General features: G+C 63.9%; 9 protein-coding genes and 1 pseudogene. 3 read left to right on the forward strand and 7 right to left on the reverse strand.

Annotation, left to right across the window (positions count from 1 at the left end; translation table 11 throughout):
* Positions 1-187 precede the first annotated feature (187 nt).
* Positions 188-1,447 carry a transcription termination factor Rho gene (gene rho, locus LOY42_RS25480; protein ID WP_011536308.1) on the reverse strand — a complete coding sequence of 420 codons (1,260 nt, stop codon included), beginning with the start codon at positions 1,445-1,447 and terminating at the stop codon, positions 188-190.
* Positions 1,448-1,757: 310 nt separating this feature from the next.
* Entirely contained in the window at positions 1,758-2,087 is a 330-nt protein-coding gene (gene trxA / locus LOY42_RS25485; protein ID WP_046857535.1) for a thioredoxin TrxA, read from the reverse strand.
* Between the two features lie 244 nt (positions 2,088-2,331).
* Between trxA and ppx the strand changes: the two genes are divergently transcribed.
* A complete protein-coding gene (gene ppx / locus LOY42_RS25490) occupies positions 2,332-3,834 on the forward strand; it encodes an exopolyphosphatase (protein ID WP_102684972.1) in 1,503 nt (500 codons plus the stop codon).
* On the opposite strand, the gene ppk1 is transcribed toward ppx, so the two are convergent.
* Together ppk1 and hemB are read right to left on the reverse strand one after the other, a co-directional pair.
* Positions 3,821-6,007 carry a polyphosphate kinase 1 gene (gene ppk1 / locus LOY42_RS25495; protein ID WP_372241197.1) on the reverse strand — a complete coding sequence of 729 codons (2,187 nt, stop codon included), beginning with the start codon at positions 6,005-6,007 and terminating at the stop codon, positions 3,821-3,823. The genes ppx and ppk1 overlap by 14 nt on opposite strands.
* Positions 6,008-6,086: 79 nt before the next feature.
* The gene (gene hemB, locus LOY42_RS25500; RefSeq protein ID WP_023631873.1) at positions 6,087-7,097 is read right to left on the reverse strand and encodes a porphobilinogen synthase; all 1,011 of its coding nucleotides are present in this window, start codon (positions 7,095-7,097) and stop codon (positions 6,087-6,089) included.
* A gap of 208 nt (positions 7,098-7,305) precedes the next feature.
* Between hemB and LOY42_RS25505 the strand changes: the two genes are divergently transcribed.
* Entirely contained in the window at positions 7,306-7,950 is a 645-nt protein-coding gene (locus LOY42_RS25505) for a DedA family protein (RefSeq protein ID WP_173862468.1), read from the forward strand.
* 549 nt (positions 7,951-8,499) lie between these two features.
* Here the strand turns inward: LOY42_RS25505 and LOY42_RS25510 are convergent.
* Positions 8,500-9,078 (reverse strand): annotated as a pseudogene (locus tag LOY42_RS25510) (sterol desaturase family protein); the annotation flags it as partial.
* Positions 9,079-9,191: 113 nt separating this feature from the next.
* On the opposite strand from LOY42_RS25510, the gene elbB reads away from it, so the two are divergent.
* Complete coding sequence (gene elbB / locus LOY42_RS25515; protein ID WP_102684975.1) at positions 9,192-9,860, forward strand: isoprenoid biosynthesis glyoxalase ElbB; 669 nt, start codon at positions 9,192-9,194, stop codon at positions 9,858-9,860.
* Between the two features lie 89 nt (positions 9,861-9,949).
* On the opposite strand, the gene LOY42_RS25520 is transcribed toward elbB, so the two are convergent.
* Together LOY42_RS25520 and LOY42_RS25525 are read right to left on the reverse strand one after the other, a co-directional pair.
* Complete coding sequence (locus tag LOY42_RS25520; RefSeq protein ID WP_023630873.1) at positions 9,950-10,402, reverse strand: YaiI/YqxD family protein; 453 nt, start codon at positions 10,400-10,402, stop codon at positions 9,950-9,952.
* Between the two features lie 137 nt (positions 10,403-10,539).
* Complete coding sequence (locus LOY42_RS25525) at positions 10,540-12,483, reverse strand: cytochrome c/FTR1 family iron permease (RefSeq protein WP_139667815.1); 1,944 nt, start codon at positions 12,481-12,483, stop codon at positions 10,540-10,542.
* Positions 12,484-12,602 lie beyond the last annotated feature (119 nt).

The following is a 12,602-nucleotide window of genomic DNA, read 5'->3' on the forward strand; positions in this document are numbered from 1 at the left end:
GTTGGGCGTATCGGTCGGGGTGCAGAGTGTAGCGCCGTTGGCGGGGTAAAGGCCAAGAATGACTTGGGGCCGCTTCGCGCCCCATCGCCGGCAAGCCGGCTCCCACAAGGTCAGTGTGAGCCCTGTGGGGGCCGGCTTGCCGGCGATGGGCTGCGAAGCAGCCCCAATCAGTTCCAGACTGAAACGCTTACTTGCGCTTCATCGACAGGAAGAACTCATCGTTGGTCTTGGTCTGCTTGAGCTTGTCGACCAGGAACTCGATGGCGGCGATCTCGTCCATCGGGTGCAGCAGCTTGCGCAGGATCCACATGCGCTGCAGTTCGTCGTCGGCGGTCAGCAGCTCTTCGCGACGGGTACCGGACTTGTTGATGTTGATGGCCGGGAACACACGCTTCTCGGCGATGCGGCGGTCCAGGGGCAGCTCCATGTTGCCGGTACCCTTGAACTCTTCGTAGATCACTTCGTCCATCTTCGAGCCGGTTTCGACCAGCGCGGTGGCGATGATGGTCAGCGAACCGCCTTCCTCGATGTTACGGGCGGCACCGAAGAAGCGCTTCGGCTTTTCCAGGGCGTGGGCGTCGACACCACCGGTCAGCACCTTGCCGGAGCTCGGGATCACGGTGTTGTAGGCACGTGCCAGACGGGTGATGGAGTCGAGCAGGATGACCACGTCTTTCTTGTGCTCGACCAGGCGCTTGGCCTTCTCGATGACCATCTCGGCAACCTGCACGTGGCGGGTCGGCGGCTCGTCAAAGGTCGAAGCGACCACTTCGCCGCGCACGGTGCGCTGCATCTCGGTCACTTCTTCCGGGCGCTCGTCGATCAGCAGGACGATCAGGTGGCACTCGGGGTTGTTACGGGTAATGTTGGCTGCGATGTTCTGCAGCATGATGGTCTTACCGGCTTTCGGCGGTGCGACGATCAGGCCACGCTGGCCTTTGCCGATCGGGGCGCACAGGTCGATGACGCGACCGGTGAGGTCTTCGGTGGAGCCGTTACCGGCTTCCATCTTCAGGCGCTTGTTGGGGAACAGCGGCGTCAGGTTTTCGAACAGGATCTTGTTCTTCGCGTTTTCCGGACGGTCGAAGTTGATGGTATCGACCTTCAACAGCGCGAAGTAACGCTCGCCTTCCTTCGGTGGGCGGATCTTGCCGACGATGGTGTCGCCGGTGCGCAAGTTGAAGCGACGGATCTGGCTGGGCGAAACGTAGATGTCATCAGGGCCGGCCAGGTAAGAGGCATCCGCCGAACGCAGGAAACCGAAACCATCCTGGAGAATCTCCAGCACGCCGTCACCCGAGATCTCTTCGCCGCTTTTCGCATGCTTCTTCAGCAGGGCGAAAATCACGTCCTGTTTGCGCGAACGGGCCATGTTTTCGATGCCCATCTGTTCGGCCATTTCCAAAAGATCGGTAATCGGCTTTTGCTTGAGTTCTGTCAGGTTCATAAGGGGAGTGACGTAATCATGTAAGGAAGGGAAAAATTAAGCAGTTGGCTTAATGAGGCCGCGCCGCTAGATGGCGACAGGATCGCGTACTGATTCGAATTAGGGATGCTTCGGCGACGGCGTGCAGAGGGCACTGGAGAAGCAGTGCGAGGCCGAATGTAACACTTGCTTTTTTCGACGTCTAGTGGTTTTGGCCAGTGTTTTACGGGGCTATCCGACTGGATGGTCGCAAGGCCGGGGCTCGCCAGCCCCCAGGGAAACCAACTACAACAGATAAAGAAAAGCCCCGCATTTGCGGGGCTTCATCAAATCACAGGCTGGCGTCGAGGAACGCTTTGAGCTGCGACTTGGACAACGCGCCGACCTTGGTGGCCTCGACGTTGCCGTTCTTGAACAGCATAAGCGTCGGGATACCACGCACGCCATGCTTGGCCGGAGTTTCCTGGTTTTCGTCGATGTTCAGCTTGGCGATGGTCACCTTGCCTTGATATTCCGAAGCGATGTCGTCCAGTACCGGCGCGATCATCTTGCATGGGCCGCACCATTCAGCCCAGTAGTCGACCAGCACCGCGCCTTCAGCCTTGAGTACGTCGGCTTCGAAGCTGGCGTCGGTGACATGTTTGATAAGATCGCTGCTCATGGATATCTCCAGGTCGTAAGCACAAAAAAACGTTGCCCATCATAGCCGCACCCAGGCGCGACAGGAAGCCACAGACGATTGAGTGTAACTATAGTTGTGCAAGACGCCACGAATCGAAACTGTCATATCACGGTCATAACATTGCTATGACATTGCCATGCATCAAGCCTTGCCGTGCCGCTCGTTGGCGTAGGACCACGATCGTGGCACGATTGCCGGGTTAACGACCGAGAACCTCCAGACCATGCCGCATACCACCGCGAAGAACCTGTCTCTGATCGCCGCCATCGACCTGGGCTCCAACAGCTTCCACATGGTCGTGGCCAAGGCCCATCACACGGAAATCCGCATCCTCGAAAGGCTTGGAGAAAAGGTTCAGCTCGCCGCCGGCATCGACGATGAGCGCAGGCTCAGCGAAGAAGCCATGCAACGCGGCCTGGAATGCCTCAAGCGCTTCGCCCAACTGATCAACGGCATGCCGCAGGGCGCGGTGCGCATCGTCGGCACCAACGCCTTGCGCGAAGCACGCAACCGCAACGAATTCATCCTGCGCGCCGAGGCCATCCTCGGCCACCCGGTCGAGGTGATTTCCGGCCGTGAAGAGGCGCGCCTGATCTACCTGGGCGTGTCCCACACCTTGGCCGACACGCCGGGCAAGCGCCTGGTCGCCGACATCGGCGGCGGCAGCACCGAGTTCATTATCGGCCAGCGCTTCGAGCCGCTGCTGCGCGAAAGCCTGCAGATGGGCTGCGTCAGCTTCACCCAGCGTTATTTCCGCGACGGCAAGATCACCCCGGCGCGCTACGCCCAGGCCTACACCGCCGCGCGCCTGGAGCTGATGAGCATCGAGAACGCCCTGCACCGCCTGACCTGGGACGAGGCGATCGGCTCATCCGGGACCATCCGTGCCATCGGCGCCGCCATCAAGTCCGGCGGCCTGGGCAATGGCGAGGTCAACGCCGAGGGCCTGGCCTGGGTCAAGCGCAAGCTGTTCAAGCTGGGCGAGACCGACAAGATCGACTTCGAAGGGGTCAAGCCCGATCGCCGCACCATCTTCCCGGCGGGGCTGGCCATCCTCGAGGCGATCTTCGACGCGCTGGAGCTGCAGCGCATGGAGCACTGCGACGGTGCCCTGCGTGAGGGCGTGCTGTTCGACCTGCTGGGCCGCCACCACCACGAGGACGTGCGCGAGCGCACCCTGAACTCGCTGATGGAGCGCTACCACGTCGATCAAGGCCAGGCCGCCCGCGTGGAGCGCAAGGCGCTGCACGCCTTCGACCAAGTGGCCAAGGCATGGGACCTAGAAGAGGGCAACTGGCGCGATCTTCTGGGTTGGGCGGCGAAAGTGCATGAAGTGGGCTTGGATATCGCCCATTATCACTACCACAAGCACGGAGCCTACCTGATCGAGCACTCCGACCTGTCCGGCTTCTCCCGCGAAGACCAGCAGATGATGGCACTGCTGGTGCGCGGCCATCGCCGTAACATTCCCAAGGACAAGTTCGCCGAGTTCGGCGACGAAGGCATCAAGCTGATCCGCCTGTGCGTACTGCTGCGCTTCGCCATCCTCTTCCACCACATCCGCGGCACCCAGCAGATGCCGAAAGTGGTGCTGCACGCCGGCGACAACAGCCTGGAAGTGGTTTTCCCTGGCAACTGGCTGGAACAGAACCAGCTGACCCAGGCCGACTTCGCCAACGAGGCGGAGTGGCTGGCCCGGGTCGGCTTCGTCCTCAGCGTACGTTGAGCACCGGGTTGCTCAGGCGCTCCAGCAGGGTCGCCTGGGCACTGCGCGGGTTCTGGTTGCCGGTCGGGGTGCTGCGCACGTAGCGCCCGTCCGGCTGCAAGGTCCAGGCCTGGGTGTTGTCGGTCAGGTAGCCTTCCAGTTCCTTCTTGACCCTTAGCAACAGCTTCTTGCCTTCCACCGGGAAGCAGGTCTCGACGCGCTTGTCGAGGTTGCGCTCCATCCAGTCGGCACTGGACAGGTAGATCTGCTCCTCGCCGCCATTGAGGAAATAGAACACCCGGGTGTGCTCGAGGAAGCGGCCGATGATCGAGCGCACATGGATGTTGTGCGAAACGCCCGGGATGCCCGGACGCAGGCAGCACATGCCGCGCACCACCAGGTCGATGCGCACGCCCGACTGGCTGGCCTTGTACAGCGCCTTGATGATCTTGGCGTCAGTCAGCGAATTGAACTTGGCGATGATGTGTGCCGGCTTGCCCTCCAGGGCGAACTGGGTCTCCCGGGCGATCATGTCGAGCATGCCCTTCTTCAGGGTGAAGGGCGCGTGTAGCAGCTTCTTCATGCGCAGGGTCTTGCCCATGCCGATCAACTGACTGAACAGTTTGCCGACGTCTTCGGTGAGGGCGTCGTCGGAGGTCAGCAGGCTGTAGTCGGTGTACAGGCGGGCGTTGCCGGCGTGGTAGTTGCCGGTGCCCAGGTGCGCGTAACGCACGATCTCGCCCTGCTCGCGGCGCAGGATCAGCATCATCTTGGCGTGGGTCTTGAAACCGACCACCCCATAGATCACCACCGCACCGGCGGCCTGCAGGCGGCTGGCCATCTGCAGGTTGGACTCTTCGTCGAAGCGGGCGCGCAATTCGATCACCGCAGTGACCTCCTTGCCGTTACGCGCCGCGTCCACCAGGGCGTCGACGATCTCCGAGTTGGCGCCCGAGCGATAGAGCGTCTGGCGCACGGCAAGCACGTGCGGGTCCTTGGCGGCCTGGCGCAGCAGGTCGATCACCGGGGTGAACGACTCGAACGGGTGCATCAGCAACACGTCCTGCTTGCCGATCACACTGAAGATGTTGTCGGCATTGACGAGCAGCTTGGGGATCGCCGGGGTGAACGGCGTGTACTGCAGCTCCGGGTGGCTGTCGAGCCCGGTGATGCTGAACAGGCGGGTCAGGTTGACCGGGCCGTTGACCTGGTACAGCTCGCTCTCGCTCAGGCTGAACTGCTTGAGCAGGTAGTCGGAGAGGTGTTTCGGGCAGGTGTCGGCCACCTCGAGGCGCACCGCATCGCCGTAGCGGCGCGAGAACAGCTCGCCGCGCAGGGCCCGGGCCAGGTCGTCGACTTCTTCGGAGTCCAGCGCCAGGTCGGCGTTACGGGTCAGGCGGAACTGGTAGCAACCCTTGACCTTCATGCCCTGGAACAGGTCATCGGCATGGGCATGGATCATCGACGACAGGAACACATAGTTGTCGCCAGGCCCACCCACGTCTTCCGGCACGCGGATTACCCGCGGCAGCAGGCGCGGTGCCGGAATGATCGCCAGGCCCGAATCGCGGCCGAAGGCGTCGACACCCTCGAGCTCGACGATGAAGTTCAGGCTCTTGTTCACCAGCAGCGGGAACGGGTGGGTCGGGTCGAGGCCGATCGGGGTGATGATCGGCGCGATCTCGTCGCGGAAGAAGCGCCGTACCCAGGTCTTGAGCTTGGGCGTCCAGTAACGGCGGCGGATAAAGCGAATGGCGTGTTTTTCCAGCTCCGGCAGCAGCACGTCGTTGAGGATCGCGTACTGGCGATCCACTTCGAGATGCACCAGCTCGCTGATGCGCGCCAGCGCCTGGTGCGGCTGCAGCCCGTCGGCGCCGGCCTGTTCGCGGGCGAAGTTGATCTGCTTCTTCAGGCCGGCCACGCGGATTTCGAAGAACTCGTCCAGGTTGCTGGAGAAGATCAACAGGAACTTCAGGCGCTCGAGCAGCGGGTACGACTCGTCCAGCGCCTGCTCCAGCACGCGGATATTGAACTGCAGCTGCGAAAGCTCGCGATGAATGTACAGGCTGCTGTCGTCCAGGCTCGGCACGGCGATCGCCGGAGCCGGCGCAGGCGCAGGCGCTGGAGCAGGGGCGGCTTCAGCGACAGGTTCCGGCTGCGCTACCGCCGGCAGGTCGGGCGGCGTCTGCACCATCTCTTCGGGCACGGCCTGGGCATCCTTGATCGCGACAGGGTTGAGCACTTCGTTATTCATCTGACGTTCCTGGAGAGCGTTACTGCCCTCTCATCATTTGAGCGGCACGCACGGCGAAATAGGTCAGGATGCCATCGGCGCCTGCCCGTTTGAATGCGGTGAGGGATTCAAGGATCACGGCTTCGCTGAGCCAGCCGTTCTGGATCGCGGCCATGTGCATGGCGTACTCGCCGCTGACCTGATAGACGAAGGTCGGCACCTTGAACTCGGTCTTCACCCGGTGAACGATGTCCAGGTACGGCATGCCCGGCTTGACCATGACCATGTCGGCGCCTTCGGCGAGGTCGGTGGCCACTTCGTGCAAGGCCTCGTCGCTGTTGGCCGGATCCATCTGGTAGGAGGCCTTGTTGGCCTTGCCCAGGTTCAGCGCCGAGCCGACCGCATCGCGGAACGGGCCGTAGTAGGCGCTGGCGTACTTGGCCGAGTAGGCCATGATGCGCACGTTGACGTGGCCGGCCACTTCGAGGGCCTCGCGGATCGCGCCGAGACGGCCGTCCATCATGTCCGATGGGGCGACTACCTGGGCGCCAGCCTCTGCATGGGACAGCGCCTGACGCACCAGCGCGTCGACGGTGATGTCGTTCTGCACGTAGCCTTCCTCGTCGAGGATGCCGTCCTGACCGTGGGTGGTGAACGGGTCAAGGGCCACGTCGGTGATCACCCCCAGCTCCGGGAAGCGGGCACGCAGGGCACGGGTGGCGCGCTGGGCGATGCCGTCCGGGTTCCACGCTTCGGCGCCATCGAGGGATTTCTTTTCGGTCGGGGTCACCGGGAACAGCGCCAGCGCCGGAATGCCCAGCTCTACCCACCCCTGTGCGGCTTCCAGCAACAGGTCAATCGACAGGCGCTCGACGCCCGGCATGGACGGCACTTCTTCGCGGCGGCCTTCGCCGTCCAGTACGAATACCGGAAGAATCAGGTCATCGACGGTCAGGGTGTTTTCGCGCACCAGGCGACGGGAGAATTCGTCCCGACGATTGCGACGCAGACGGGTGGCAGGAAACAGACGATTGGCGGGGGTAAAGCTCACGGCAGACTCCTGAGCCCGCGCAGGCGGGCGAGCGCGACAGTTATAAGCGGCCATTATGACGCCTGTGTGACACCCGAGGGCAACCCTGCGACTTGTGGCCGCAGTCATTGTCCTTGTAGGAAATGTTCACGTCGAGACACATTTGGACACTTTCCCGATCGCGCCCGAAGGGGTAGGCTGCGCGTTCATTTCGCCAGCACGCCAGAAAATGCTTCAACAATTCCTGAACGATTTCGGCTATTTTGCCCTTTTTCTCGGCACGTTCTTCGAGGGCGAGACGATCCTCGTGCTCGCCGGGTTTCTTGCGTTCCGCGAATACATGGATATCAAGCTGGTAGTCCTGGTAGCCTTTTGTGGCAGCTACGCCGGTGACCAACTGTGGTACTTCATGGGCCGCCGCCATGGACGCAAGATCCTCGCCCGCAAGCCTCGCTGGCAGGCCATGGGCGACCGCGCGCTGGAGCATATCCGCCGCCATCCGGACATCTGGGTGCTGAGCTTCCGCTTCGTCTACGGCCTGCGCACGGTCATGCCGGTGGCCATCGGCCTGTCCGGCTACCCGCCACGCCGCTACCTGCTGCTCAATGGCATCGGCGCCGCAGTCTGGGCCCTGGCTCTGGGCCTGGCTGCCTACCACTTCGGCGCCATCCTCGAAGGCATGCTGGGCAGCATCAAGAAATACGAGCTATGGGTGCTCGGCGGCCTGCTGGTGCTGGGCCTCGCGCTCTGGCTGCGTCGGCGCTTTCGCAATAGCCGCGCCGAGCGTCGCGCGGCGGCAGAGGGCCAGGCCGCCGAGGCTGAGCAAGCTGTAGCCGAGCAGCAGCAGCCAGAACAACGGCGTGACCAGCACTAAGCCAAGCGCGCCGGCCAGATACAGCGCGGGCGCATTCGACAGCAGGCGCGCCAGTTCCAGGCGCCCTGCCCAGGCCCGGTCTTCCAGCGCCACGCCCAGCACGAACAGCCCGAACGCCATCACCATCCAGCCCAATGCCAGGGCCGCGGGCGTCACCTGCTCCGCCACCTCCATCAGATAACTGCCCAACGCGACGTAGACCGCGAACTGCGCCGTGACGTACAGCTGCTGCGCAGCGCCCAGCGGGATCGCGAACTTGCGAAACGCGGCGAGGTCCTGCTTGGCCTGTGGATAAGCGGCGGCCACGTCCGCCGGCCGCCAGCCGGTGGGCATGAACCAGATGCGCAGCTTGTCCCACCAACGGACCGTTCGCCGGGCGTCGTCCCACAGCTGGGCATAGAACTGCACGTTGGCCCACAGCGGGTTCCAGCTCGCCAAAGGCGTGGTCACGCCAAAGATCACCGGCTCGCGCTCGTCCTCTTCCTGGAAGGTGCCGAACAGCCGGTCCCAGATTATGAACACGCCGCCGTAGTTGCGATCCAAGTACAGAGGATTCTGCGCATGGTGGACGCGATGGTTGGACGGCGTGATGAAAATCCACTCGAGCCAGCCCAGCTTGGGCACATGGCGGGTGTGCACCCAGAACTGGTACAGCAGGTTCAGCGATGCCACGGTGATGAACACCAGGGGCGGCACGCCCAGCAGCGCCAGCGGCAGGTAGAAGATCCAGGAAAACAAGAACCCGCTACTGGTCTGGCGCAAGGCGGTGGTGAGGTTGTACTCCTCGCTCTGGTGATGCACCGAGTGCGCTGCCCACAGGATGTTGCGCTCGTGGCCCAGGCGGTGCAGCCAGTAGTAACAGAGGTCGTAAAGTACGAAGGCGACCACCCACACCCACCAGGCATCCGCCGGCAGCCGCAACCAGGCCAGGTGCTCCCATGCCACGGCATAGGTGACCAGCCCCACCCCTTTGGTCAGCAGCCCGGTGCTGGTGGACAGCGCACCGGTGCTCAGGCTGTTGATCGAGTCGGCAAGCTGGTAGTTGCGACGCCCGCGCACGCGGTCGGCGATCAGCTCCACCGCGATCAGCACGAAGAAGAACGGCACGGCCAGCAGAATCAGGTCCATGAACGGCCACCTCCAAGGTTGTTCACGAAGATTAGGCCCGGCGAAGGGCAAATCCCATGGCTACATCTGCCAAACTAGAGGACATTTAGCGCCTCGACACTGGAGTATTGAGCATGACAAAAAAAGTTGCGGTGATTCTGTCCGGTTGCGGCGTGTACGACGGCGCCGAAATCCATGAGAGCGTGATCACCCTGCTGCGCCTGGACCAGCGCGGCGCCCAGGTGCAGTGCTTCGCGCCGAACATCGCGCAGATGCATGTGATCGACCACCTGACCGGGGAAGAGATGCCGGAATCGCGCAATGTGCTGGTGGAGTCGGCGCGCATTGCCCGTGGTGAGGTGAAGGACATTCGCGAAGCCAAGGTCGAGGACTTCGACGCCCTGATCGTGCCGGGAGGCTTCGGCGCGGCGAAGAATCTGTCGAACTTTGCCATCGAAGGCGCCAACTGCACCGTGCAACCGGACGTGCTGGCACTGGCCGAGGCGTTTGCCGACGCCTGCAAGCCGGTCGGGCTGATCTGCATCTCGCCGGCCTTGGCGGCGAAGATCTATGGGCCGGGCGTGGTCTGCACCATCGGCACTGACGCCGGCACCAGCGCGGCGGTGGTGAAGATGGGGGGCACCCATGAAGAATGCGATGTGCATGACATTGTCGAAGACACCCAGCGCAAGCTGGTGACTACCCCGGCGTACATGCTGGCCAAGTCGATCAGCGAGGCGGCGGGTGGCATCTACAAGCTGGTGGACCGGGTGCTGGAGCTGACCCACGAGGGTGACAAGTAAGGCCTCGAAGGCCTGCTACGCAGGCCATCGCCGGCAAGCCGGCTCCCACAGGATCACCTACAGATGCGGGAACCGGCAGCCCCACGTACTTAACGCTTGGAAAGCCGTCCCAGAATCCGGTCAAGGGCATTGGCGAACGCTTGCTTCTCGCGCTCGCCATACGGCGCCTGCCCGCCGCCCACTTGCCCCTGCTCGCGCAGTTCGGTGAACAGGTTGCGCACCGCCAGGCGCTCACCCATGTTGCGCTCGTCGAACTCGCGGCCACGCGGGTCCAGCGCGGCCACGCCTTTCTTGATCAAGCGGTCGGCCAGTGGCACGTCGCTGCAGATCACCAGCTCGCCGGGCTCGGCATTGTCCACCAAGTAGTCGTCGGCCGCGTCCATGCCGCTGGGCACCACGATAAGCCGCACGCAGGCGAAAGCCGGCTTGATCTGCGGCTGGCCGGCCACCATCACCACCTCCAGCTTGCGCTTGAGGGCGAACTTGACGATCAGGTCCTTGGCCGCCTTGGGGCAGGCGTCGGCATCGATCCATACACGCATGGGATTAATCCTGTACTCCGGGCAGTGACGTCGTGGGAGCGGGCTTGCCCCGCGATAGCGCCTGAACAGACGGACATTATGCCAGCCCCAGCCTCATCGCGGGGCGGCGGCGCACCACCCCTTCCCCCTGCACGGACTCAGCTGGCCGCCGCCCGGCGCTTCTCGGCCAAGCGGCTGCGTCCATAGAGGAACACGATAGCCAGCAACGCCACCGCCTGCGCACTCAGCGAGTAGAGATCGGCGTGGATCCCCAGCCAGTCGAACTCGAAGAACGCCACCGGCCGCGTACCCAGCACGCCGGCCTCCTGCAGCGCCTTGACGCCGTGCCCGGCGAACACCACCGACAGCGCACAGAGCAAAGCCGCGTTGATGCTGAAGAACAGCGACAGCGGCAGCTTGGCCGAGCCGCGCAGAATCACCCAGGCCAGGCCCACCAGCAGCACCAGCGCCGTGGCACCGCCTGCCAGAACCGCCTGGTGGCCAGCCGGGCCGGCCTGCAGCCAAAGGGTCTCGTAGAACAGGATCACCTCGAACAGCTCGCGGTACACCGAGAAGAACGCCAGCACGGCAAAGCCGAAGCGCCCGCCGCCACTGACCAGGCTGCTCTTGATGTAGTCCTGCCAGGCGGCCGCGTGGCGGCGGTCGTGCATCCACACGCCTAGCCACAGCACCATCACCGCGGCGAACAACGCCGTGCAACCTTCGAGCAGTTCACGCTGCGCGCCACCGACATCGATCACATAGGCCGCCAGGGCCCAGGTGGCGAAACCGGCGACCAGCGCCAAGGCCCAGCCGACGTTGACGCTGCGCACCGCCGACTGCTGGCCGGTGTTGCGCAGGAAGGCGAGGATCGCCGCCAGCACCAGGATCGCCTCCAGGCCCTCGCGCAGCAGGATCAACAGGCCAGAGATGTAGCTCAACGACCAGCTCAGGCCATCGCTGCCCAGCAGCTTCGAGGCCTGTTCGAGCTTGACCTTGGCTTCGGCCAGGCGCTGGTCGGCCTGGGCCACCGGCAGGCCGTCCTGCAGCGACTGACGGTAGGCCATCAGCGACTTTTCGGTGTCCTTGCGGGCCTGGGTGTCGATGTTGTCGAGCGAGCTTTCCACCAGCTCGAAGCCTTCCAGATAGGCCGCCACCGACAAATCATAAGCTTGATCGTGGTCGCCGGCGCGGTAGGCCGCCAGGCTCTTGTCCAGGGTGCTGGAGGTGTACTCGAGCAGTTGCGCCGGGCCACGCTTGACCTGCGGCGGTTGCGCCCGCTGGGCGCGGAACGCGGCCACGGCGTTTGCGCCTTCACTGGCGGCAACTTCGGCCGGGGTCTGCCGGGCCAGATCGGCGAGGTTCCAGGTCTTGTCGCTCTTGGCCGCCTGCGGATCGGCGGTGAAGCTGGCGATATAGGCCGCCACGTCCCAGCGCTGGCGCTCGTCGAGCTGGTCGGCGAACGAGGGCATCTCGGTGCCCTCGATGCCCAGCCCGAGGGTGTTGTACAGGTCGAACAGGCTGAGCTGGTCGAGGCGCGCGGCATCGCGCAGGTTGGCCGGCGCAGGCTCCAGGCCGACGCCGGCCGGGCCATCGCCCAGGCCGGTATCACCGTGGCAGATCGAGCAATTCTGGGCATACAGAGATGCGCCGCGGGCCGGGTCCGGGGTGATCACCGGTGCCTGGCTGACCTCGTAGGCCACGGCCAGGCGTGCACCCAGCTGGCGGGCCTGGCGAGCAACACCGGCGCCATCCTGTCGCTGGTCGATGGCCTGGCGCAGGCTCTGGACACCCTGCTCCAGGGCGCCGCGTTCGGCATGCTCGGGCAGCCCCTTGACCAGCTCGGCCAGCACGCCGCTGAACTCCTGTTGCTCGCGGTATTCCCCGTCGTCCACCACCTTGCCGTCGCGCACGGTTGGCGGGTAGTCGGCACCGATGTAGTCCAGCAGATGCAACGCCTTGGTCGCCTCGGCCGGTGCTTCGGCCAGCGTCGGGGTGCTGCACAGCGCCAGTACCGGGCCAAGCAACAGGGCAGGCAGCCAGGCAAGCAGACGGGAACGGGAAATCATGGCCAATCTCGACGGAAATACGAAAGAGAACATTGTTCACTTCCACTCCCCCCCCGCTCAAGGCTCAACCGCATATTTCATGAAAAATCTTGCGACAAATTGACCGGTCGACAGCCTGGCAAGCGGTTTTCCGACTGATGGCACGCCTGCAG

The organism is Pseudomonas sp. B21-023 (assembly GCF_024749165.1).
In the GTDB taxonomy this organism is placed as follows: Bacteria; Pseudomonadota; Gammaproteobacteria; order Pseudomonadales; family Pseudomonadaceae; genus Aquipseudomonas.

Coding starts and splice junctions, on each gene's coding strand:
- rho (WP_011536308.1), bottom strand. CDS start 1,447: ATGAACCTGACAGAACTCAAGCAAAAGCCGATTACCGATCTTTTGGAA.
- trxA (WP_046857535.1), bottom strand. CDS start 2,087: ATGAGCAGCGATCTTATCAAACATGTCACCGACGCCAGCTTCGAAGCC.
- ppx (WP_102684972.1), top strand. CDS start 2,332: ATGCCGCATACCACCGCGAAGAACCTGTCTCTGATCGCCGCCATCGAC.
- ppk1 (WP_372241197.1), bottom strand. CDS start 6,007: ATGGTGCAGACGCCGCCCGACCTGCCGGCGGTAGCGCAGCCGGAACCT.
- LOY42_RS25505 (WP_173862468.1), top strand. CDS start 7,306: ATGCTTCAACAATTCCTGAACGATTTCGGCTATTTTGCCCTTTTTCTC.
- elbB (WP_102684975.1), top strand. CDS start 9,192: ATGACAAAAAAAGTTGCGGTGATTCTGTCCGGTTGCGGCGTGTACGAC.
- LOY42_RS25520 (WP_023630873.1), bottom strand. CDS start 10,402: ATGCGTGTATGGATCGATGCCGACGCCTGCCCCAAGGCGGCCAAGGAC.
- LOY42_RS25525 (WP_139667815.1), bottom strand. CDS start 12,483: ATGTTCTCTTTCGTATTTCCGTCGAGATTGGCCATGATTTCCCGTTCC.